At 49.2% G+C, this 22,196-nt stretch carries 22 protein-coding genes; 1 reads left to right on the top strand and 21 read right to left on the bottom strand.

The features are described from left to right. The 17 genes from ACP26L_RS15725 to ACP26L_RS15645 form a co-directional block, all read right to left on the bottom strand. Positions 1–1,128, bottom strand: a complete 1,128-nt coding sequence (locus ACP26L_RS15725) for a siphovirus ReqiPepy6 Gp37-like family protein (protein ID WP_426453862.1) — start codon at positions 1,126–1,128, stop codon at positions 1–3. A gap of 1 nt (position 1,129) precedes the next feature. After that, on the bottom strand, positions 1,130–1,981 hold the full coding sequence (locus ACP26L_RS15720) for a phage tail family protein (protein WP_426453860.1): 852 nt from the start codon (positions 1,979–1,981) through the stop codon (positions 1,130–1,132). Further along, a complete protein-coding gene (locus tag ACP26L_RS15715; protein WP_426453858.1) occupies positions 1,974–6,416 on the bottom strand; it encodes a phage tail tape measure protein in 4,443 nt (1,480 codons plus the stop codon). The genes ACP26L_RS15720 and ACP26L_RS15715 overlap by 8 nt, the downstream gene beginning before the upstream one ends. Positions 6,417–6,612: 196 nt before the next feature. Further along, a complete protein-coding gene (gpG, locus tag ACP26L_RS15710) occupies positions 6,613–6,915 on the bottom strand; it encodes a phage tail assembly chaperone G (protein ID WP_426453856.1) in 303 nt (100 codons plus the stop codon). Positions 6,916–6,971: 56 nt separating this feature from the next. Further along, positions 6,972–8,585, bottom strand: a complete 1,614-nt coding sequence (locus tag ACP26L_RS15705; RefSeq protein ID WP_426453854.1) for a fibronectin type III domain-containing protein — start codon at positions 8,583–8,585, stop codon at positions 6,972–6,974. Next, positions 8,572–8,901, bottom strand: coding sequence for a hypothetical protein (locus ACP26L_RS15700; protein WP_426453852.1), 330 nt, complete (start codon positions 8,899–8,901; stop codon positions 8,572–8,574). Before ACP26L_RS15700 ends, ACP26L_RS15705 begins: the two co-directional genes overlap by 14 nt. Before the next feature lie 92 nt (positions 8,902–8,993). After that, positions 8,994–9,608 (bottom strand): major tail protein, encoded by a 615-nt coding sequence (locus ACP26L_RS15695; protein ID WP_426453850.1) that lies wholly within the window; start codon positions 9,606–9,608, stop codon positions 8,994–8,996. A gap of 3 nt (positions 9,609–9,611) precedes the next feature. Then, complete coding sequence (gene gp17 / locus ACP26L_RS15690; RefSeq protein WP_014650881.1) at positions 9,612–9,974, bottom strand: tail completion protein gp17; 363 nt, start codon at positions 9,972–9,974, stop codon at positions 9,612–9,614. Continuing rightward, entirely contained in the window at positions 9,971–10,360 is a 390-nt protein-coding gene (locus ACP26L_RS15685; protein ID WP_426453848.1) for an HK97-gp10 family putative phage morphogenesis protein, read from the bottom strand. The genes gp17 and ACP26L_RS15685 overlap by 4 nt, the downstream gene beginning before the upstream one ends. Continuing rightward, positions 10,329–10,679 carry a phage head closure protein gene (locus ACP26L_RS15680; RefSeq protein WP_426453846.1) on the bottom strand — a complete coding sequence of 117 codons (351 nt, stop codon included), beginning with the start codon at positions 10,677–10,679 and terminating at the stop codon, positions 10,329–10,331. Before ACP26L_RS15680 ends, ACP26L_RS15685 begins: the two co-directional genes overlap by 32 nt. Then, a complete protein-coding gene (locus tag ACP26L_RS15675; protein WP_426453844.1) occupies positions 10,660–10,848 on the bottom strand; it encodes a hypothetical protein in 189 nt (62 codons plus the stop codon). Before ACP26L_RS15675 ends, ACP26L_RS15680 begins: the two co-directional genes overlap by 20 nt. Before the next feature lie 7 nt (positions 10,849–10,855). Beyond that, on the bottom strand, positions 10,856–11,167 hold the full coding sequence (locus tag ACP26L_RS15670) for a head-tail connector protein (RefSeq protein ID WP_426453843.1): 312 nt from the start codon (positions 11,165–11,167) through the stop codon (positions 10,856–10,858). Between the two features lie 16 nt (positions 11,168–11,183). Beyond that, on the bottom strand, positions 11,184–12,350 hold the full coding sequence (locus ACP26L_RS15665; protein ID WP_426453841.1) for a phage major capsid protein: 1,167 nt from the start codon (positions 12,348–12,350) through the stop codon (positions 11,184–11,186). Between the two features lies 1 nt (position 12,351). Next, positions 12,352–13,056, bottom strand: coding sequence for an HK97 family phage prohead protease (locus tag ACP26L_RS15660; RefSeq protein ID WP_426453839.1), 705 nt, complete (start codon positions 13,054–13,056; stop codon positions 12,352–12,354). Beyond that, positions 13,013–14,278 carry a phage portal protein gene (locus ACP26L_RS15655; RefSeq protein ID WP_426453837.1) on the bottom strand — a complete coding sequence of 422 codons (1,266 nt, stop codon included), beginning with the start codon at positions 14,276–14,278 and terminating at the stop codon, positions 13,013–13,015. The genes ACP26L_RS15660 and ACP26L_RS15655 overlap by 44 nt, the downstream gene beginning before the upstream one ends. A 39-nt stretch (positions 14,279–14,317) precedes the next feature. Further along, positions 14,318–16,042, bottom strand: coding sequence for a terminase large subunit (locus ACP26L_RS15650; RefSeq protein ID WP_426453835.1), 1,725 nt, complete (start codon positions 16,040–16,042; stop codon positions 14,318–14,320). Continuing rightward, complete coding sequence (locus tag ACP26L_RS15645) at positions 16,042–16,542, bottom strand: phage terminase small subunit P27 family (RefSeq protein WP_426453833.1); 501 nt, start codon at positions 16,540–16,542, stop codon at positions 16,042–16,044. Before ACP26L_RS15645 ends, ACP26L_RS15650 begins: the two co-directional genes overlap by 1 nt. A gap of 346 nt (positions 16,543–16,888) precedes the next feature. Here ACP26L_RS15645 and ACP26L_RS15640 point away from each other — a divergent pair, with 346 nt between their 5' ends. Continuing rightward, positions 16,889–17,593: a hypothetical protein gene (locus ACP26L_RS15640; protein WP_426453831.1), complete on the top strand. Its 705-nt coding sequence runs from the start codon at positions 16,889–16,891 to the stop codon at positions 17,591–17,593. An 827-nt stretch (positions 17,594–18,420) separates the two neighbouring features. On the opposite strand, the gene ACP26L_RS15635 is transcribed toward ACP26L_RS15640, so the two are convergent. The 4 genes from ACP26L_RS15635 to ACP26L_RS15620 form a co-directional block, all read right to left on the bottom strand. Then, a complete protein-coding gene (locus tag ACP26L_RS15635; RefSeq protein ID WP_426453829.1) occupies positions 18,421–18,765 on the bottom strand; it encodes an HNH endonuclease in 345 nt (114 codons plus the stop codon). Positions 18,766–18,813: 48 nt separating this feature from the next. Next, positions 18,814–19,872 carry a YaaC family protein gene (locus ACP26L_RS15630; RefSeq protein WP_426453828.1) on the bottom strand — a complete coding sequence of 353 codons (1,059 nt, stop codon included), beginning with the start codon at positions 19,870–19,872 and terminating at the stop codon, positions 18,814–18,816. 380 nt (positions 19,873–20,252) lie between these two features. Next, complete coding sequence (locus tag ACP26L_RS15625) at positions 20,253–21,581, bottom strand: PIN-like domain-containing protein (RefSeq protein ID WP_426453826.1); 1,329 nt, start codon at positions 21,579–21,581, stop codon at positions 20,253–20,255. A 190-nt stretch (positions 21,582–21,771) separates the two neighbouring features. Beyond that, a complete protein-coding gene (locus ACP26L_RS15620; RefSeq protein ID WP_426453824.1) occupies positions 21,772–22,149 on the bottom strand; it encodes a hypothetical protein in 378 nt (125 codons plus the stop codon). Between the last annotated feature and the right edge of the window lie 47 nt (positions 22,150–22,196).

Raw genomic sequence — 22,196 nt, 5'->3', positions numbered from 1 at the left:
CTACCTCCTCACCTCCGTCTCCAAATTTCTTCGATCTGCTTTCAACACGCTGACCAGGTCCGGCCACTCCTTACCGACAACCAGTCTGACCGCCTCTTTCTTATCCGGCGTGAGCTCTTCGACCACGCCCACAATCCGAGATTCTGTGCTCCCTACGCCCGGATAGCGTGCATGGACGATATCGCCCAGGTCGAAATCAACGCCGTATTTAAAAGGCCCCCAGGGCAGGTGCTGGAACTCCATGACGAGCTCCTCGCCATATTCAGCCAGGCGTTCATTTCCGCGCTGCAGCAGTTGCTCTGCTGTCTCCAGGTCGCGTGCATCGATGAACACTTCCCTTCGCTTCAAACCAATAGGAGAGCCGTTTGCTACCGAGACTACCAGCCGATCCTGCGCCTCCCCTTTACCGCCAACAATCGCCACGTTCTTGGAATCTAGAATGCTGTGGCGGAATGCCATGCTCTCAACATTATCGAACTCGGGGGAGAAGATAACCGGCGGATGCTCCGACTGGCCTGGCGTCAGGTTACGGCCCGAAAGGACGTTAAACGAAAACGAGGTGGACTCCAGGTCAAACAAGGTTTCGTATCCCAGCCCGGATGCAAAGGAAATGTTCTCGAGCAGCGCCGCCACTGTTTGAAACCGGGCACGCATCTCTACCGTTTGCCCCCGGGCATAGTTCAATCCAAGCTGCAGGAAGGGGATAACACGGTCTGGATTACTCGGCTCGATGCAGTTGACCTTCACGTAATGCCTCATGACCTGCTCCGCGATGCCTCGCTGCTCATCGTACCCACTGCCCTCATCCGTCATATGCAGTGCCAGACGTTCAAGAAACACCCCGGAGAAGTCCCGGCCTTTCACCGTCCAGGTTTCGGAGAGTTTCCCCTCCTGTGTGAGCGGCAGCTCCCTGTGCGCAATGATGCCGGCGCGCCACTTGCCCCCACGTTTTACGGCAATGAAGTTGTCAGCCTGCAGGTATTGGGCGTTTGTTTTGTTTCGGTTGATCTGAAGTTCCCAGGTGTGTGGGTTACGCCAGCGGCGTGTCCACTGCAGATATTCGTAATTATCGATCTGGGCAAGGTAGCGAAGCTCCGGATCAAAGATAAGGACAGGATATATGTTCACCCTACACCCCCAAGTAACGTGGCTGGTATTCCAAAGTCACAGCACCAAACTTCGATTCCTCTGTGGCCTGATAGGAAATCTCATTTTCTCCCGGTACCAGACCCCAAAATTCGGACTCCGGCGCCACCCAGTGAAACGCATTGGACCGGGTGCCATCCTCGGCAATCTTGGTCACCGTCTTCTGGCCGAATGCTGTATTGATCTCGAGCCGATGCCCTTCTGGGATCTCCTGCACCAGCTTGATCATCTGGCCCGTGGTCTTGTTCTCAAGCACAGGGTTCTTCAGAGGCCCGAGAAAGGTGATAAACACCGGGGCATCCAGGTCCCCGCGGTTGTTGAGCGTAATGAACTGTCCGACGCGCCCAAAGCTGATCGGGAAACTAAACGGAAAGGAGATGCCGCCAGTAAAGGAGGCCAGGTTTACCTTTTGGACTTTGGGATCATAAAAAGCTGGATCCGGGCACAGGAAGGAAATCAGAAACTTCTGATAGACCCCGTGCTGTTTATCAGGGAATACCGGTGATTCCTCCGCAATCGCCCGGATCTCCTTTGCCCCACCTGCATCTTCATACCGGACGATCCCCAGGCCAAGCTTGGGGTTGAGAACCCGCATCAAAGTCCGACGTCTCTCCTCTAACGTCACTGCTCCGGGCACGATGGAGCCTTCGATCGTTATCTCTCGAACATCCAGTGTATTTCCAAGGTAGGTCTGACCGTCTTGGAACGGTGATTTGTTGAGCTGCACCGTTGTTCGGACTGCAGCCACTCCTTCGAGCTTGGTCAGGAAATATGGTCCGGTACTCAGAAGCTCGATACGCTCTTTGTTCTCGTTGGTAAAGGTGATCTTACGCACCGTCTAACCCCCATCCCATCGCAAGCTGTCGGCTGGCCCGCGCATTCAGCCGAGCTGTTTCAGCCGGAGAGAGTGGCTGCGGAGAGTTGATGGTTAGGTTCTGCACAAAGCTGCTTGGCGCAGCCGCTGGCATTGCCGTTCTGCCCGCCGGCGCCGCCATATTCGGCAGCTCCACCTTAGGAAAAGCCGCGCTGGCGATCGTTCGTGCCGCACTGGCCACACGGCTCAGTCCGCCCTTCATCCCAAGCGCAAACCCCTCCGTTGTGAATCCGCCGTATTCCATCATCACCCGGGAAGGCGACCGGATGCCTAATGCGCCGGTAATGCTGCCCTTCACGGTGCTTGCTACACTGTCCATCGCGGCTTTAACGGACCCGATTGCCGATCGGATGCCTTTAATCAACCCCTCGATGATATCCTTGCCCCACTGCAGGGCCTCCTCCGGCAGCTTCTTAATAAAATCAAAGGCTCCGTCCAAGCCGGTTCTGACGGCGCTCGTTACCTCATTCACCGTGTTATTGAAGCCATCGCGCATGGAACGGAACATGCTTTCAGCGTAGCCTTTGAGCTTCTCGGGAAGCTCTCCAAACCAGGTCAGAAGTTCATCCCACTTCGTCCGGGTACTGCTGATCGTCTCCTCCACCAGCTTGGTTACTGACGTTTTGAAGTCCGTCCAGCCCGTACTCGCCTGGGAAGAGATATTGACCCACAGCGTGGAAAGATAAGCCTCCGCCTCGTTCCAACTCTGTATCAGGTCCGTTTTCATCAGTCCCCAGGAAGCAGTCAAGCCGCCTTTGAGTGTTTCCAGAGCGCCGGTAAAGACCTGCTGGATGCCGTCCCAAATCAGCCGAAAGGCCGTTCTGAGGTTCTCCCAAATCTGCCCGGCATGATTGGCCAGTTCGGTAAAATTGAAGGTGACCAGGTCCAGCAGCAAGAGGATGGAACCGAGTGTCACGTTTTTAATGACGGTCCAGCTACCGGAGATGATCGATTCAATGCCGCTGAACACCGTCGAAATGCAGCCGCTCATTCCCCCGAAAATCGTCATCACGTTACCGACGATCTCGGACACAACCAAATTAATGTGAGCAGAAATATTATTCCAGGTGCCAGTCACGCCCGTATGGATGCTATTGCTCACCGAGGTGGCGACGGACAAAAATGAGTTCCACGAGGATGTGAAGAAGCCGGTGATCCCTGACCACACCTGCTGTGCTTGGCCGGCGATGCCAGCCCATGTTTGTGCAAGATAGCCCGCGATCTGCCCCCACACATTACTTGAGCTGTTCATAACCCCGTTCCATGCCCCGCTTATACCCTCGACCGAGGGGATGAAATTCCCTGTGAGGTCCTGTTGCAGGGTAGTAGTGGTTTGCATGAGCCCCTCAAGCTTGGCCGAGGTGTTGTCCGCGGCCGCACCAAGACCGCCAATATCCCCACCGCCGCTGCCCGCAAAGCCTCCCGATTCAGAGAAGGGCGATTCTTCACCTGCTGCGCCGGCTTCCGCTTTGTCGGCCTGCTGCAGGCTGGCAATCTTCTTCTGCAGCTCGTCGAGCACACCCATCTGCTTCTGAACCATGGGCTGAAGATCGATGGTTTTACCGACTGCATCGGCTATGCTCTGCTTCTCGGAGTTGAGTCCGTTGATCAGGCTATCTGCAAAGGATTGGCCCGCGTTCTGCCAGCTCGGATTGTATTTCAGGAGCAAGTCGACGATTTCCTGATTGTTCTTATCGACCACCAGCTTGCGAGCTTCCATTTGCAGGTTTTCCTGTGTCGTCAGTTCGTCAAAGTGCTTTTTGACCGCATCCTTTTCCGCTTTCAGCGACTCTTCCACCTGCGAGGCTCGCAGCTTTTCCTGCTCCTTCTTGCTGTCCAGATCGGCCTTCAGCATCTCCTTATGCTCGGCGGATGCTTCCTTCAGCCCCTCGATCTGTTTCTTCAGGGATTCCTTCTGGTTGTTCCGCTGCTCGAGCAGCTGCTCCCGTTCATACTTCGCAATGGTGCTGCTCAGCTCTTCCTGCAGGCGAGCCCGTTCATCCGCGGTCTCGGCAGCCGCGATCTTTTTCTGAAGCTCAGCGAGCCGCGTCTGCTGTTCCTGGGCCTTTAAGGCCTTCTCCTCGTTGCTCGTCTGGCTGTCGATGCTGTCGATCTGGTCCTGCACGGCCTTGACCTTGTTATAGGTCTCTTCGTCAATGAGCTTCAGCTTCTCAGCGTACTCCTTGTCGTAGACCTTTTGCCGATCTTCCGAGGCTCTTTTCTCATGCTCGAGCTGCTTGTCCAGCGCCGCCGTTTGGATGCTCTCCATTTCCTCATACTGCTTGCGGAGAGCTCCGACGATCGCCTCACCGAGCTTGTTCAGCATGCCGATGTTCTTCTCCATCGTCTGTTTAATGCCATCGGCAATGCTTTGGGTTTGCTCGAGCACGGAATCCTGACCGGAGGCCATCCCCTGCACTAGCCCCTCATCAATGTACTGGCCGTATTCCTCCATCACCTTTGATGGGGAATGGATGCCCATGATCCGCCGGAAGACGCCCGTGATGCCGTTAGCCACCGCCGTGATCATGTTGATGGCCGGCTGCAGCTTGCTGTTGATGCCCGCCATCAGGCCGGCCATGATGAACTGGCCGTATGTGGTGACCGTGTTGACGAGATTACTGAAATACGATGAAAGCCAGGAGCCGAGACCTGAAAAGAACGATTTAATCTGATCCCAGTTATTCACGACCAGGTAGGCACCCGCGGCCAAGGCAGCTATGGCGGCAATCGTAATGCCGATCGGGCCGGTGAGTAACCCAATTACCCCGCCGGCGGCTGCGATCGCCCCCGAAGCCGCAGAGAAGGCACCGATGAGGGTGGTGACGGCCCCCACCATTTGAGCAACGAGCATCACGACAGGACCCGCTGCCGCTGCGATAGCCCCGAGCACCAGCGTGAGCTTCTGACCGCCTGGCGAAAGGTTGGAGAACCACTGCGTCAGAGACTGCACCGCAGCGCTGACCTGCGGAAGGATTTCCTCGACAAGGCTGATCAGCATCTCCCCGAGGGGCTGCAGGGCCGTCTGGAACTCCCTCCATACCTTGGTTGCCCTGACCCCGAGGTTATCCCTGAGGGCGTCCCCCGCTCGCTGGGTGGCCCCCTGGAACCCCGTTACGGATCCGATCCCTGTAGCCATGGATGTGACGACCTTTGCCTCGAGGTCCTCCCACTGCGCGCCAAATAGCGCAACACCGATCGCGTTGCGCGTTAAGGGGTCCTGTAGGCCGGCCAAAGCTACAGTGACAGCCTGAAATGCGGTCTTCCCTGTCTCCCCGCCTACGGCAAACTTGGCGCTCATTTCATCGGCATTAAATCCTAAGGCGGTGAATGCTTGGGAGGTCAACTCACTTCCATCCTTCGCTCGGATGTTGAATTCTTTGAGCGCGTCACCGACCTTATCGAGATTGAAAGCTCCGGTTTCTGCTCCTTTGATCAGGATACCGAGCATGTCTTCAGCACCGATGCCCATTGCCCTAAACTGCGGAGCATATTCGCGCATCGTATCTAGCAGCTCGTCGCTAAAGTTTCCGCCTTTTTGGAACCCAACAGTGATCAGGTCCATCGCCGTGGAACCATCGATCCCAAAGTTTTTCATCAGTACTGAGGCGGTGCGAGTGGTTTCATTGACCTCGGCGCCAAAGGCGTCCCTTAGGGTGAAGGCATCCCTTGTAACCTTTTGGAGGCTGCCATCATCAAGTCCCTGCATGTTCTGCTTTACGGTGATGAGACCCTGGGTCACATCCTCCATGCTCTCCCCAAAGGCATCCTTCCACAGTTTTTGGGCTGTCACACTGAGCTTATCGGCCTCTTCAGCCGTTAGTCCCAGGCTCGCCTGTATCTTTCCTGCGCTTTTATCTACATCGGACGCTGCGCCGATCGCCCCGATACCTATGCCGGCGAGGGCCATGGTCAGTGTGGCACTGAGCATGCTGCCAATGCTGGACAGTTGATCTCCGACTGTTTGGAACCGCCCCTTGATGTCATTAAGCGTACCCGCCAGCTTATTCCAACGGTTGTTCTGCTTTTCGATCTCCTCATTGACTGATTCGAGCTTTTTCTCGGTCTTAGCCAGTTCTTCCTTGGCCTTGTTGAGCTTGATCTCGAGCTCCTGGGTAGCTTTGGCGTCCTTGCCCTTGCTCTCGGCCGCTTTCTCATAGGCCTTCTGCAAGGCGTCGACCTTTTGCTGCTGCAAGCTCATCTGCTTGGATAATGCATCGGACTGCAGCTTCAGCCCTTCCGCGCTGTTCCCGAAGTCCCCGAGCTTGGCGCTGGCCGCGGCGAACTCACTCTGCACTAGCCTCAGCTGCCGGTTGATGTTGCTTATACCGTTTTGAAAACCTGTGCCGTCCATACCAACCTTGACGACCACACTGCCGGCTTCTTCCTCTGCCATGTTGTTTCCTCACCTCCCCTCGGCTAGAAGATGTGATCGATGTAAACCATCGGGGCTTCTTTCGGCCTCACCCTGTAAGCAAGCAGTTCGAAATAGTAAATGATGTCCATGTTGTCAATCGACTCAAGGGTCCATCCACTATCCAAGAGGGAGATGTAAACCTCTTTGATCGTATCGGTGGGGTCTGTGTCCCCTTCTATGCGTTTGGGTCACTCAGTGGCTCCAGTGCTTTTGCCGCTTGGCCGGTGACTTGATGGATGCAGTCCATCACGGTTTGAAGCAGCTTGCTCGCTTCGATCCCGTCATAGAACTCATCCACCGTGAATTGGTTTTTAAAGAGGTCGACGACGAACAGGACAAGCTCATCGAGCACTTCCACCGTAACGTTACTGAAGTTTGTGTTTTTGGATATTTCAAGTGTTTTCCGGAGCATCCGGCCACTCACAAAAGGGACCGTGAACGTCTTAGTCTCTTCGTCAACTCTCAGCTCAAGCTTCATATATGTGCCCCTCTCAATAAAAATAGGGGCGCCGGCGCGCCCCACTTATCGATGGATTAGTTCGAATATGATTTAAGGTACTCCCATGTAGAGGCGTTTTCACCGCCGGCATAAAGACCGATTCCCTTGTTATCGCCGTATTTCGCTTGTTCAGCCGCTGTCAGGGTATAGTTGATTGCCTGAGTACCATCTACAAACACTTTGACGTTGTTTCCTGCGCAGACAATCTTCACGATATTGGAGCCTGCCGTATTGATCGTCGCCGGACCCGCAGCGATCTGCGTATTGGCTGCCGTCGATTCATGCTTCTTAAACATCTTGATTTCTTCGCCTGCATTACCTGCCGGATCAAACCGGACCCACATATATTCCGTGCCATCATTCGCCCGGAATACAACACCCGCCTTACCGCCTGCAGGGTAGATCTGGGCTTCGGTTGTATAGTCCCCACCGGGGGCTGAAGTGGACATGATAATCCGGTCTCCGGTGGTACCTGAATATTTCATCCGATTGCTTTCGATGACCCAGTTTGCCGCAGTTACTGCGGTTGCGGTGTTGGTGGCCTGTCCGCTTTCTGCAACTTGCCCATTTGCGGATCCATCTGCTCCGGTAAAGGTGTTCTCATAGTAAGTCGTTACCGTTGTACCACCGCCGCCCGTTGGCGCCGCATCAGTGGTTACCGTCAGAGCCTCAGAAGCTGCAGATACATTGCCAGCCGCATCCTTAGCCTTGACGGAAAGCGTATAGTTCATTTCCGGATTCAGCCCTGGTATGGTCGCTGAAGTGCCTGTTACATTCACCGGACTTGGCCCGCCTGTTACGATGTAACCAGTAACACCCACCGTATCCGTAGAAGCTGCCCAAGAGATTGTCACACTGTTATGGGTTTTGCTCGTCAATGTCGGCTTTCCTGGCACTGTCGGCGCCGTTGTGTCAGCCGGCGGTGAAGCTATCGACAAATCGATGGTTTCAAAGAACCCGTACCCACACAACGCAACTTTAGCCGCTCCCTGAGCATTTAAATGAACCCCATCCGACTGCATGTATTTCGGAATGCTCGCATTATTGATGCCGCAGTTGTACAGATCCCAGACTGGAATATCGTGCTTTTGACCAATCGCCAAAATCATATTGTTGTAATCGATCAGGCTTAGCTTTAGATCGTTCAAGGTTGTGCCGGTGATGGGTTTGCCGGTTCCATCATCTCCACCATTGCGCTGAAGGGATGTAATCAGGACAATCTTCGCTCCGGGCATGTTCGTTTTAATATAAACGATACCCAGGTTAATCGCTCCAGCGAATGTAGTGTTTACCATGTCATCCACGTTGCCCCGCGGGATGTTTAACCGGTTGTCGTTGCCACCTCCGTACATCGCGTAGAGCTTTGCTGTTTTCGGAAGCAGCGCCCTGTTCGAGTAGATCGTATCGTCGACACCGGTTCCTTTATACCCCCACGGTTTACCTGGATACCCATAAATTCGATTCATCATGCCGTTCAATTTGGCAAGCTGCGTCTGAAACTTCTGCGGGTCAGTTAAGCCTTGGCCCTCGATGATGGAATTACCCCACCATACTACTTCGATTCCTTCATAACTTCGGGGAAGAGATCCTGTGCCTGTGCCTCCTCCCGGATTCGCGGTTGTCCCTGGCCAAGGCTTAAAGCGCGACATATGAGATCCCCTCTCCGGCTACGGAAGCATCAATCCAAAGCATACTCGCATTGCTCACCGGCAGCGTAATGGCATCTTTCTTATCCAGTTCGGCAGCGAAGGAGCTTGCAGATACAGTTTCGGAGCCGACATAGATGGTCCCCGTATTATTTTTCCGAGCAATGATTGTGATCTCCCGGCATGTAATGTTTGGCAGTTGAACTCTCGCCCCAGGAGCTGTGACCGAAAGAACCCCATCTTTAATCGCCGAGCTGCCTTTCACATTGACGTCCGAGGCTCCATTGGCTCCGTGAAGGGGCTCATACGAATCGGTCACAGGGTTGAAGTACTGCGGCGTAGGCAGCTGCGCCCCGTCACGATACAATGACTTGCTGTGTGCTGGCATGATTATTACACCATCCTTTTTTCTTATTGAAAGACTACCTGGTTGGCAGATACAAATACCGGCAACTCCGTACTGTTGGAATCTCCCGCTTCAAACACTTTATTGAACCAGGTATCGCCCAGCGTAAAGCCAGGCTCATCTTCATCACCGGTCACTTCCCACCACCCATCAAACTCCCGTTTGACGAATACGCCGCTGATCACCGGAGTCTGGAATTCAGGCTTGTCACCTTGCGTCTTATATTCCTCGGCCGGCAGGCTGAAGCGTCCTTTGAACAGCCATTTATATCGAAACTTCCCATTCGATTTGATCGAACGGAACCCGATGGCAACATACGGGGCCGTGTCCGTATCCTTACTTACCATGATGCCATTCACCACGGTCCGCCCAAGAAGATCCGCCAACTGCTGCAGTGTCAGATCCTTCACATTGAGCTCAACAGCGATTTCCCCGAGAGCTGTTGCCGTCTCTGCCGCGCCGTCATCAGCATAGAGTGTCTCGGTTGTGGAGCTCGGGGTGACTTTCGCGCTGATGGCGCCGGCAATCTTCTGCGGTGCCGCGTACATTGCCCCTGAACTGTTGTCACTGAGCAGTTTTGCATAATGCAGGTCCCTTAGACCTATGCGTACTCCAGCCATGGATTAAACCTCCTCCCTTCGTGTTGTGTATCTCATTGCTTTGTGAAAGATTCCTGTGTCATTCTCGTAGAGGTCAGCGGAGCCCGAGCGAGAAAAGCCAATATTCTTCATGACCGCATCTACCCGATCCGCTATGGCTGACGTATTGGTTTTATTCCAGACGTCAACTTGAATGACAATTTGGCTGGAAATGACGGAATCATCTGCATAACCATCATCTACGTTGCTGATCTCAAAAAACGTGATCCGCGGAAACTTGCCAGGCTCCGGTGCAACCATTTGGTATACCCGGGGGCCCCCGAGTAACAAAAGAAGCTCCTCGTCCTCTCGAAGAGCTTCCAATACTTCCGGTTTGACGTTGATCATAAGCCCAGTCCATCCTTGATCGCCTGCTTCATCTTTTCAATCACTTCTCCTTGCTTCTCGGCCGCAACCGGGCCCAAAAACGGACGTGCAGCCATCTTACTGGTTCCCCACTCGAGGAATTTGCCGTAGAAAAACTCGGAGTTATCCCCTTTTTGCGGACCGACCAGCACATATTTCATGCCCTGGCTGGTCTTGATCTTGCTGATCGTGATGTTATCCGCCAAATGGGGAGCATCATTACTCCGCGGAGCCCGCTCGCTTGCAGCACTCCGAATGACTTCGCCGCCAGCCTGCAGTGCTGCTCTTTCGATGGCTGCACCCTTCCGGCCCATCTCCTGCAGCCGTTTCACCAGCTCATCCATGCCCTCCAGCTTCATCTCCGCCATGTTCCTGCACCTCCAAACACATCAAGTGAAGCTCTCTATGGGCTTCATCGGGATCAAGGATCGCGTTGATGTTATAGAGCTTGCCGGCATATTGCACTCGCATCTCACTCGTTATGCCTGTACGGTACCGAATTTCCACCCTTAAGGTGTTCTCCTGGTTGATGGCTGCGGCCTGGAAATACTCCCGTCCTCTAAGGGGCTTTACCGCTGCCCAAAGACTGATATGCGGGCTCCAAGTCAGTACCGGTATCCCTTCGTTGTCTTCTCCCCGTAACGGCTGCAGGATGTGGATGCGCCGGTTATACCTGGCCGGATTCATCGCTCACCGTTGTTCCGGTCTGCCCCTCTGGCTGTGCCGGAGGATTGGGAGCAGCAGCCGGGGCTTCCAGGAATCCAAGCTCAATGAGATATCCCGACCGGTCCAGATCTTTCGTTTTGTATTCAGCATCAACCGGATAATATCGCTGATCACGGTCGATAAACTCCACTAAAACCCTATATACCATCTCCGCAGGTGCCTTCGAGGAGGTCTTCTGGCTTGATCCCGCCATGCTTCGGCTCACCTACCCTCAATTGAGTTATTAAGCTTTCGAGCGATTTTTCCAAAGCTGCATTCCCGTCACGGTCATAGTTCAAGGCCACCTGGATCATGACAGCAAGTTTGTACCTTGCACTTGATGACTCGGGAACCCCAGCATCCTTTAGGTATTCTTTGGCCGAGTGAACCAAAAGAGCGAGAAATCCATCATTCTCGCTCCCGTCTACCCGCAGGTACGTTTTCAGTTCATCAAGGTTCATGCTGAGCATAGAGCATCACCCTTATCTAAGGCGTTGCAACTACTTTAGCAATACGGAAGGCCGATTTCAGCAAGATTTGATGGTCCAGCCAGCCTGTAAGCACAAAGAGATACTCGCCTTTGTCCACATTTTTGTCTGTGTCGTAAACGGGATCTCCGTCATAGTTCAACTGGGCATACGAGAAGTCGCCAACAATCGGCATAGTGGCATCATCACTAAACTCAACCGGCTTCCCAAGAACCTGCTCTGGTGGTGCACTATACAACGTTGCGTTACCGTTAGCCAGCGTCTCCACAATGTCCAGATAATCGGAGTACTTCATGAGTACCTTAGCGTTCTCCCGGTAGTCCTCATGGAGATCAGCAATCGCTGCTTTAATGGCCTTGTACTTGTCCGCACCAGGCACCTGCTTGATTGCATTTTGCGTGGAGTAGAAGCTCATATGCTCCTCACCCGTCTTCGGAGTAGTCGCCAGCGCTACTTTCTTTTCCTTCGCAGCGAGGCCGGACCGCAGTGCGTTCTCTACGTATGTTGTGAGTTCAACGTCGGATCCATGAAGAACAGTGTCCGAGATCCGTGCCTTGACTTTGTACTTGTGACGCCCGAACGCGACCTTATCGCCGGTCAGCTCGATTTCCTTCGCCGTTTCCTCATCGCCAATAAAGCCGTCGTCATCCAGCTCATATGCGATTTTGGGAACTTCCAAACCCTTGATTTTGGTAGTAGGGCTCATGCTGCGCAGAGGATTTTTAGCTAATGGTTCCGTGATCAGCTGGTTGCTCATGTTCGTCGGGAGGAACTTTTCTCCGCCGGTTGCTGTAGGCTGCTTGATCGCTCCCAGCAGGTTACGGGACTCTTCAGATACCTGCCCCCTTAGAATTTCTGCACGGATGAGCTCCGCTTTGGCCGCGATCATCCGTTTTTCATCGTTATCGGCATGTAAAACAGGGTTTGCACGCTTCTGCTGCTCAAGGTTTCGCTGGCTTTCCTGCTCCCGTTCTTCAATGCGTGCTTTAATGGCATCAAAGCGTTTCTTGAGCTCCTTCTGCCGTACCTCCATCTGCTCAATTTCTTCGACTCGAGCCGCCGGATTCGTCAGTGCCTCATCAATTTTATTGGTGATAGAACGAAGCTCCGTTCCCATGTCATTCAAGGTTTCCTTGAGTTGAAAAATCGTTGTTTCTGCTGGCATGTTATGCCCTCCCATACCTTAAAGTGGTCTCAATATCAAGCAAAAGGGCCTCATTTTTGCGTTTAAGGGCCCGAATTTGCTCCTCTGATAAGCCTTTTGGCACCGAAATTCGCTGTGAATCCGGTACCTCAAAGGCAGTTCCATGCCGGCTTTGAAGATTCAAGCTCCGTACTTCCGCGGTAGTGGACGAGTACGCCGGAATAGGCGTAAGGGTGATCTCCTGAAGCTCCACTTTTTTGATGGTTCGAAACCAGTCGTCATCCCGCTGCCCCCACTCCTGGTCGACAATTCGAAACCCGAAGCTGCAGCCCTTGATCAGACCGCTCCGCACATCTTCCTTCATGTCCTGTCCGAGGCTCGAATTGTTCGGTAAGAGCTCAAAATACAGCCCATTTTCATGGCTTTCGAGGGTCAAATTAGCCCCTGAACGGCCCAAAATGAGGTTCCAATCGTGATTTTTCAGTGCGAAAATGTCGTGTCCGTCAGCCAGCGTATCATCAAAAGCTCCTTTGGCGATCCGCTCATAGAAGCGATCTCCCCACCAATCCCTCAGCTCGGTGAACTCTTCATAAACGGCCGCATAGCCTGTGATCTTCGTGCCCGTTCCGGCCTCGTCGCCCATTGCCCTTGTCTCCAGCTTGGTGAGTTTCAGCGTACGGACTTCATTCTGGCTCGGATCCGGTGTTGTTGTCGGCTTCTGATTCATCTTGCTCATTCACCTCCTTTCCAGGTGCGATGAACCGGTCTGGACTGTCTATCGGGGCCAAATCCTTGCTCATATACAGCTTGTCTCCCCCCTTTTCGGGCGGCAGCTCCTCATAAGCACGGACTTCATTAGGTGTAAACCACCCCGAACGGACCCCTTTAAAATAAAAATCTCCGCGCGTCTTAATGTCGCCACGGAGCAGTCCATTCATATTAAATTTGGTTACCGTCCCCGCGGCCCGCTCCTTTGAGGTGAGCAGCTTGCGGCTGAATTCCTGCTCGTACATCCGCACAATCGGGAGCAATGTGTTCTGAACGTATTCGAGGGCCTGCTGCTCCATACTGGAAAAGGAGGTTTGCGAGAAATCCCCGAGCATGTGAGGCGGCATGTTGTAGACCGCGGCTACCCGAGAGCGCGTGATGCGCTCCACTTCGAATACCTTCAGGTCAATGATGTCCTGCTTCAGTTCCTTTAGGTCCTGGCCCGAATCAATGACGATTACGCCGCTGCCGTTTTTGGAGTAAAATTCTGCGAAGTTCTGGAGCATCGCCTTCTTCTTCTCATCGCTCAATGAACCGTTTAGCTTCAGGATGAACGAAGCTTTGATCCCGCTCTCCATTTGACTGAGGCTGAATTGTTTAACCTGCGTGTCATAGTTGATCGTGTTGCGAAGTACATCCAGCGGAGATATTCCTTCATATCCCACGGTATGGAAGTGCTTGACGTGAATGATGTCCAGGTTATGGACGTAGTAGGTACCGTCATCCCCTTGAACCTCATACCAGAGCTCTTTCGTGCTGCTCTCCTGAACCGGCTTCACCTTCCTGGGATTAAGCAACCACAGTGCTTGAACTTGGTAGCTCACGTTTCTCTCGATTAAGGCATATCCGTTGCCGCTCGTGTCCCGGAACGCTTCCAGCGTCCGGATAAAATCAAAACTGGTCATGTTAGGATTCGGTCCATATTCGAGCAGCTGCGCAATTGGCGCTCCCGTAACCTGTTTGTAGCCGCGGTAGACCTTCAGCGGCAGGCTGGCCATGGAATTTGAGAGCCGCGATACCGCCGAAAAGATCGTCTCGTTTGAGGCATCGAGCTGACCGGACCGAGCGAACATGTTGTACGGGTCAAACCATTTTTGAAACCCACCCAGATTGCGATTCGCTCTGGTCTCCAGCTTTGCGCCTAGGCCGAACCATGATACGATCCGTTGAACAATGCCCATCGTTGCTCTCCTTTCCCCTATGGTTGCAATTACGTTGGCTTAGAACGTCCAGACTTCCACGTCCCCGCTTTCCGGAGGAGCTACCCTCGCGCGCACAAAGCCATTGATGACGGCTGCTATGGGGTCAATCCGATTGGTTGATTTTGCTTTGTCCAGCAGAAGATTCTCCTTGTCATCCGACTTGGTCACGGCGTTCCCGAGTGCCCAGGTAAGAACCGGATCATCCTCATGAATAATACGCATTTGCAGTATGAGCTCTCTGAAGTCCTTAATCGGCTCCGAGAGCGTCTGTACCCCCTGCCGGATCTCGACGATTTCATATCCATGTGCGGCCATATTCTGTGCAAACTGTGTTGCCGCATAACGGTCATAGCATATTTCTCTCATCACCCAGCCCCGACGCTCTTCTTCCTCCAGCAAATAGTTTTCGATCACCGACTGGTCCACCACAGCACCCGGGATAACGGTAAGCCAGCCTTTGCGGATCCAGAGATCATACGGGACCCGGTCTGTCTTCTTCTTCTGCTCGAGTGTCTCCTCCGGAATAAAGGAATGCTGGCCAACGTAAAAGCTCCCGGTCATCAGAGGAACCACAAAACCAACCGAGGATAGGTCAATTTTCATGGACATATCCACGCCGGCAAAACAGGTAAGGCCCTTAACGTCAGGCAGCTGCAGCTCGGAATCCGATTTTCTCCGCTTAAGAATACCGCAGGCAGCCCACTTCTCCATGTTCATGTATTGCTTCTTCGGATGACTCATCCAGACGTTCATGTTCTTCGTCATGAAGTCTTCCATCATCTCAGGCTTCTCGAGCGCTTCTTTCAGCCGCGACCGCATCTTCTGAATGCCCTCAGGATAGGAGCACGCAATGGGATTGGCCTTCAACCAAACGGACTCATCCTTGATGTCGTCGATCAGGTTCCCATCATCATCCTTATCCAGCTCGTTCACCATCGCGAAATAGGATTCTACCTCGGTCGGGTCATCAGGATTGAGCAGCCGTGAAACGAATTGGTATTCCGTCCGGTAACATGGGCTGTTGAGGTTCGTGCCGGCTGTGGTAATGATAAAGATCAATGGCTGCGCCCGGGCAATCATACCGGAGTCGATGACGTTCACCATTTCATCGGTCTCATGAGCATGGTACTCGTCGATGATTCCGCATTGCGGGTTAAGGCCGTCGCCTTTCTTCTTATCCTCCTGGCTCAGCGGCTTGATGATGGAGTTACTCTTCAGGTGCCGGATAATACCGTAGGTGGTTTTGAACTTGCCTTTCAGCTCCGGGCACTGCTGGATCATGTAGTCAGCTTCACTCCAGACGATCTTGGCTTGCTCCCGCTTCGTTGCAGCGCAGTAGACCTCGGCCATCGACTCTCCGAATGCAGATGCCTCATATGTGGCAACACAAGAATTGCTCTGGGACTTGGCGTTCTTGCGGGCTACCTGCCAATATCCCTTATTGAACCGCCGGTAACCGGCGTCCATGTGGATCCAACCGTAGATGTTTCCGAATATGAAGTACTGAATTTCATGGGGCTCAATGCGTTGCCCCTTCAATACGCCTTTCGTGTGGCGGAAGAGATTCATCCATAAAAAAAAGCGCATTGCGCGCTCTTCATCAAAGATATAGGGAAACTCCTCCGTGCCCTCTCGCTCGATATCCCGGAGGAATCGCATGCACGCCCACTTGTGCTTCTGGCATGCAATCACTTCGCCATTGATTACATCCTGGCTGTAATCAATTAGAAATTGCTTCAGCATTACACATCACCGAACGTCCTCGTAAACTCGTCTTCTTCATCTGGCTGTCCACGCGGAGGCATGGCAATCTTGGCTCTTGAGGCTGGCGTTAGTCCGAACTCCACAGCCAAGGACCGCATTTGCTCATGCATCTGCTTCTTTTTGGCCAGAAGGGGATGTGCCACTTCGTTAGTCACTCCTGATTTGTTGGTATGCTCGACCATAAACCCATCGTTCTTGATGATCCTCGTGATCTCAATGTAATCCGCATAGGCATCGCAATACAGGGCTAGAGCATTGACGTCCACATTCGTAAGCAGATCAATCTCTTTGAGCTCCTTTGCAATCCGGCGGAACTCCTTTTTGGCTGTGTCACATAACCAGGCCGGCGGATTGGTACGGTTTGTACTCGGCTGCAGCTTCTTCTCCCTCTCCTGCCGCAGCTCGATCTCTTCCTTGGTCAGGTGCTTCTTCCCTTTGATCAGCAGTAAATTAACGGGCATTGCCTTTCTTCCAGCCATACATAACTCACCTCCTTTCCCTACAATTTGGGTATCAGCGATGCGTCGTTCTTACGATTAACTGTTTTCCCCCCTTGTGCTCAAAAAGGGAATTTTTTTCACACGCGAGGTCCCGTCGGTCCCGAATGGCCCTTTGCACAGCTTTTTAGGTGGGGGGGAGTCTTTTGAGCGCTCATTTCCTCTCCAGCTTAATGCGGTCTCGACAAAGTTCCACAATCAAACTCCAAAATTATAAAGAAATCCTTATATTACATCTATTGTTTATTTATCCATATAATGGTAGAGTTGCATTGTAACTTACATATTAAGTCAGAACAAACTATAAAATGGGAAGAAGGAAAAGAAAATGAAATTTAAAAAATCTATCATCACGTTTACAACAGCAACGATGTTAATGTCGAGCGTTCCTTTAGCTGGCTTTGCCGCTGCAAACAACACTCCAGTTAATCAGTCCGTTACTGTAAGCGAGGAAGCAGGTAGCCATCACGTAACTCTTGATCAAAAAACGAAGGATTTTTTGAAAACCTTTACAGAAACAGGAGTTATGAAAGAGATCTCTGAAAAAAATGGCAAAATGATCATTCTAAATGATAATACAAATTACTTAAAATCAACGTATGGTCTGACTGATGAGTATATTTCTTTGTTAAGAAAGATCGTCTTTGATGCGAATCAAAAAAAAATACTTGCAAATTCTTCCACATTGTATCAAAATAAGGTAATCAATAGCGGTTACTCTACAAGTGCCATCACACCGAATCTTCATGTGAGTGACTGGAAGGTTTACTTTAACCAAAGCGATATCGATTTGTACTTGTTCACAGCTGCGTCCATAGGTGTGCCGGCCTTTGCAGCTGCATTGAATGGAATTTCACTAATATTGGGACCTGCTGGCCCAGTAATTAGTACTATCCTAACAATAGCCGGATATAGTGGTATGGCTAACCTTTGTTATTTAGTAATTCAATCTAAATACAGAAGTCAAAACGGCGTTTACTTTGGGATCAACTGGAATGGCCCGTGGCCAAATCTAACGCAAGGGACTTGGTAAAAATGGTAAGAGGTTATAGTGATCTGAATAATACAGAGCGCAAGCTACAACAAATATCTATAATCTCTTTCGGACTACAATATGGCCCATTGTTCGGCTATTCACTCAACAAAGAAATGTACTACATCTGGCTGCTACTTACCTTTATTGGTAGCTTATCCTTAATTGTGAAGTCAAGGTGGATTAGACCGGAGCTTCGGAATAGAACGATCACCTATGAGATAATCTTAACTGCTTTATTCATCTTTTGGTTTTTTTCAGAATCAATCAGTTTGCCGATAATCATTAAACAACTGGCCTTTTTTATTGTAATTGCTATGGCAGGTTATAGATATTTTAAATTGTTATATGAAGGCAAGCTCGCAAAGAACGATTTAAAATAACGTGAATGTTCTTTTGGGATATTAGTACTGACATTATGAAATAGGCTTTGTTCGCATCCATGCGGCAAAGCCTATTTTTATTTCTGTAGTCCAGCAGCAAGTCTTGGTTACTGATTGCTGGTCTTCTCAGCTAAACCCTTACATACCCCATCACTCCTTTTACTTGATCTAGAACCTTAGCCACCTCGTTGCACAGTGAGTTCATATCTTACAATTTCATTAACTTCATGCCTTTCCATTTTCGGAACCACCTTTCACTTTGTAGTGATACTTTTAACCTCTCCTTGTTACTCCTATTTCCTCACCATTCTTAAAAGTTTCTATATAAGCTCGTCTCGCCTCCTCCCATGAAATGCCCCCCATTCGTGCCTCTTTGTGCAGGACTTCCTGAAGCAGGATCAACAAATCTCTAAACCAAGGCTCAAATGTTAATCGCTCCATTAATCATCCACTCCTATGCACTTTATTGTGACAGGCATCGCATAGACTGATTAAGTTGTCGAGCTTCAATCGCATATCCCATGCCTCACGTACCTCTTGTATGTGGTGGACCATAACGGCCGATGTAAGACGCTGCTCCTTCAGGCAGTGTTGGCACAAGTGGTTGTCACGTACCAGGACAGCCCGCCTCGTAGATAACCAAGCCCAAGACTTATAAAAGGATACGAGCTTTGGATCCCTCGCCTGCTTATCGTACTGCCTAACGGTTTGTTTTTGATGGGTCTGGCAGTAACGGCCTTCAGTCAGCTCGGGACACAAAGGGTAACTACAAGGTCTCTTCGGCTTCACTCCTGTTATTCCTTTCTTCCCTATATAATAAAAAAAGCCTTACTTTATTTAGTAAGGCAAAGGGAAATCAGATGGTATGTATGCGTATTTTCTTGGATATTCAGAATCTAGGCCCCCAATTTCCTCAAGAATCTTGATGGGAAATTTGTTTTCAACTAGCTCAACTACAGCATTAAGCACCGGGTATATTAAGTCTCCTTTTTGTCTAGTTACTAACTGAGTCCAGTTAGTTGGGTAATACCTAACAAGAATCCCTAGGAAATAAGAAAGTAGATACAATCTGCTTAATGTAGATAGTTTAATACCATCATCGAACGGAAGTGTAACATAGCCGAGGTGTCCTTCAAAGATAGGAGGAAGGTTGGAACTCAACTCATCTTCACTAAAATGGGAGACTATACAACTAAGATAAAAATGGCCTTCTTCAAAGTTTTCAGTTGCCTTTATTGGCACCCTAAATTTTTCCTTTATGTTGGACGCATTTAGTGAGTCCTTGTCACAATAAATATCCATTACTGTCCCTATACTACCATGAGCTTTAATAGACAGTCCGTAGCAAAAAGTCCTTTCATGAAATGTCTTTTCAAATATCTCCCGAATCTCAGGCGATCTTTTGAGAATTTCTTTTAAATTGAATTTGGTTTTATGCGGATATTCCTTTGTCCCTAACCTTGACCACTGTCTTTGTTCATTTGAGTTGGGTAATAGCACTCTTTCAATATTATGTGTTACCCTTGCTAATTCTGAAAACGTGCCTTGGGTAACTTCTGCAGTTATGTCTCCCAGCCTGCTGTTACCACTGTGAAGTATTTGTCTCCAATCATTTTCCATTAGTCCATGTGAAGGTTTTAAAGAGTTTTCACGAAGTTCATGATTTAAAAATAAGATTAGTCCCCGACTAAGAGAAATCACACCATAATACAGCAATAGTGGCTTAACGAGATAAGAAGCATCTTTAGCACTCCTAAAAAATTCTCTGCCCTGTGCTAATTGTGATATTATTTCTTCTGCCTTCGCTGATTTAAGGCTTTTACTATGCCTTTTCTCATAATGACGGGTAATTGAATCTCTACTTTCATATATTGCCAGCTGATTCCAAACGTCCAATTTTCATCTCTCCCAGAGATAAGCCTTTTCTCCAAGGTTACACATCGGCCTCTTGTTCAGTCAATACCTAGAAATATTAGAGTGTGTTAGATAATTATTTTTCATTTATAAAATTAACTAGGATAAGCCTGTAACCACTTAACTAGCATGAATAGATAAATAAATGAAATTAGGGGCATTTCACCCATCCTCATATCACACCCTCGACGACCGGCGTCTAAGGATCGAAATCCCACAGCATGACCGAGTGCCTACGATAATAAGGGTACAGTAGACATCACCCGAGCCGTTCTTGGCTCTGTGGTTCTACTGTACCCTTGGTTTGCAGTCATCGTCTTGTCAGTGCTAGGACAGGAAATGGACATTCTTTTAAATAATATCTAGAAATTACTTTCCATAACTCGTTGTATCTCAATAAATTCAATATCCTGCAGTCCTCTTCTTATATCATTTCTATGTACGTTCCGATTAAGGGTGATATACAAAGTATTTTTTTCACCGCTCATATAGTTCAAACTTGTATTATCAATCCCCGTAATAATCTCTCGCAGGGAACTCTTATTAATTTCCTGTAGTAACTTTTCCAAATTGAAATCAATTATAGCTACAAATTCAACTTCATATTTATTTCTCACTAACGCAATCTCATATTTGTTATTTATAATATTCTTGAACCACTCTTCTGCGTACATTTTATCATCTATACTTATTGCACTATTTTTTAAAGACTTATAGTGCTTCATATCATGATAACTTATTATTTTATCAAACTCAGATATAGTTAAGTCTGAGGAAATTTGATTTCCAATTTCTTGAGTTTCCTTTATAGATTCTGAACGAACTTCGTGTTGAAACGTTTCCTTAGCAAACTGTAAAAATCTGTAGGTTTTGTACATATAAAACGACTTTTCAGTTTTTCGTCGAAATTCTTCAATTAGTTCAATACGAGGTCCCAACGTAACTCTTCTATTTACTATTTGCCACCAATCTTCTTTTTCATCTTCTGTAACAAATACAACATTTACCGAATCAGTTTTTGCTTTATCAATTATTTGATTCCAAACAACCAAATCACCGTATTCATCAGAAAAAATCAAATTATTCCAATATTTTTTTTTGCCCTTCTTGTCCTCTAAGTCCTTATACCCTGGTGGAATTTTTGCTTTGTATCTTTTATCACCTTCTTGATAGATCTGATCAAGCTTAGATTGGTCATATTGCTCACCAATACTATCTGAAAATAATTCAGATAATTCATTCAGAATTGGATCATTATCTAAGTAATCAGGGTGCTCTGACTCAGCTTGTTTAATTTGATTACTAACTTCCTCAATAGTTTTCGACACTTTACTAAGAAGATCCTCAATAATGATACCAGGATGCCTTTTCTTATACTCTTTCAAGTCTTCATTTAGATCATTAATAAAATCACTTGACTTTCTATTCAATGTAGACAGAATACTTCCATAAGAATCAGATTGATCTTGAATAACATTTGGGCGGTTAAAATGAAATTCCAAAGCAACTTGATGTGGAATCCAGATTTTATTCTGTTGATTCTTAAAGATTGACAGCAGATCTTCTTTGGTTTCTTTTGAATACCTATATAAATTCAAAAGAACATTCGCATCAAAAACAAAAATACACTCATTCCACATATCCTTAATCTCTTCTGGAGACTTTTTATAAAATGCTTCAAACCCTTTCATCTAGTTCTTTCCTTTCTCCTATCATTCTTAATTTTCATAGTACTTTATAAGTAATTGTATATCTACATTATAAAAAATGTTTTAGGTTCTTTCCTCTCACTAAACCATTAAAAGCTATTTAACAAGAGATGGCACAGCATTAACGACATTTGCTTTGTGTGCTGTACCTTCTCATGTTTTTAGTTGTATTTTACTCCATGTATAATAACGTATTTGCCACCGATTCGATCCCTTCATTGATTTTGCGGTCTATGGTTTTGTCAGAACACTCCCACGACTCAAATCGAAGGATTGTAGCAGCTCGGGAATTCCCCTTAAGGAATCGGTATTCGATCACCTTACGGACATCATCGTGGATGATTTGGGCAACTGCTCTTTCCAGAAGCCTGGTGAACTTAATCAGATTAGCTTCGATCTCCCTCAATTCATCTGTCTGAGGTGGATTCCGTTCAAACATTTCAACCCGGCGTTTCTTCTCTTTATATTGGCTGAGGTAAGCTTTTGTGCGTACAATATCAGTTTTAGACGCCTTGGGAAACAATTCCTCCATTTTAAACAATATCGACATCCCCGCACCCCTCACCGTATGGTATACTGTGGTCGTGCGTTATTACT

The organism is Paenibacillus sp. S-38, assembly GCF_049942825.1.
Lineage (GTDB): Bacteria > Bacillota > Bacilli > Paenibacillales > NBRC-103111 > Paenibacillus_G.
The sequence above is the reverse complement of the archived record's forward strand: the minus strand, read 5'-3'. Positions and strand labels throughout refer to the sequence as shown.

Excerpts from the sequence above, each read along its gene's own strand:
- ACP26L_RS15715 (WP_426453858.1), bottom strand. The coding sequence starts at position 6,416 with ATGGCAGAGGAAGAAGCCGGCAGTGTGGTCGTCAAGGTTGGTATGGAC.
- ACP26L_RS15650 (WP_426453835.1), bottom strand. The coding sequence starts at position 16,042 with ATGCTGAAGCAATTTCTAATTGATTACAGCCAGGATGTAATCAATGGC.
- ACP26L_RS15705 (WP_426453854.1), bottom strand. The coding sequence starts at position 8,585 with ATGTCGCGCTTTAAGCCTTGGCCAGGGACAACCGCGAATCCGGGAGGA.
- ACP26L_RS15645 (WP_426453833.1), bottom strand. The coding sequence starts at position 16,542 with ATGGCTGGAAGAAAGGCAATGCCCGTTAATTTACTGCTGATCAAAGGG.
- ACP26L_RS15625 (WP_426453826.1), bottom strand. The coding sequence starts at position 21,581 with ATGAAAGGGTTTGAAGCATTTTATAAAAAGTCTCCAGAAGAGATTAAG.
- ACP26L_RS15660 (WP_426453839.1), bottom strand. The coding sequence starts at position 13,056 with ATGAATCAGAAGCCGACAACAACACCGGATCCGAGCCAGAATGAAGTC.
- gpG (WP_426453856.1), bottom strand. The coding sequence starts at position 6,915 with ATGAAGCTTGAGCTGAGAGTTGACGAAGAGACTAAGACGTTCACGGTC.
- ACP26L_RS15670 (WP_426453843.1), bottom strand. The coding sequence starts at position 11,167 with ATGCTCAGCATGAACCTTGATGAACTGAAAACGTACCTGCGGGTAGAC.
- gp17 (WP_014650881.1), bottom strand. The coding sequence starts at position 9,974 with ATGATCAACGTCAAACCGGAAGTATTGGAAGCTCTTCGAGAGGACGAG.
- ACP26L_RS15685 (WP_426453848.1), bottom strand. The coding sequence starts at position 10,360 with ATGGCGGAGATGAAGCTGGAGGGCATGGATGAGCTGGTGAAACGGCTG.
- ACP26L_RS15680 (WP_426453846.1), bottom strand. The coding sequence starts at position 10,679 with ATGAATCCGGCCAGGTATAACCGGCGCATCCACATCCTGCAGCCGTTA.
- ACP26L_RS15620 (WP_426453824.1), bottom strand. The coding sequence starts at position 22,149 with ATGTCGATATTGTTTAAAATGGAGGAATTGTTTCCCAAGGCGTCTAAA.
- ACP26L_RS15665 (WP_426453841.1), bottom strand. The coding sequence starts at position 12,350 with ATGCCAGCAGAAACAACGATTTTTCAACTCAAGGAAACCTTGAATGAC.
- ACP26L_RS15640 (WP_426453831.1), top strand. The coding sequence starts at position 16,889 with ATGAAATTTAAAAAATCTATCATCACGTTTACAACAGCAACGATGTTA.
- ACP26L_RS15655 (WP_426453837.1), bottom strand. The coding sequence starts at position 14,278 with ATGGGCATTGTTCAACGGATCGTATCATGGTTCGGCCTAGGCGCAAAG.
- ACP26L_RS15695 (WP_426453850.1), bottom strand. The coding sequence starts at position 9,608 with ATGGCTGGAGTACGCATAGGTCTAAGGGACCTGCATTATGCAAAACTG.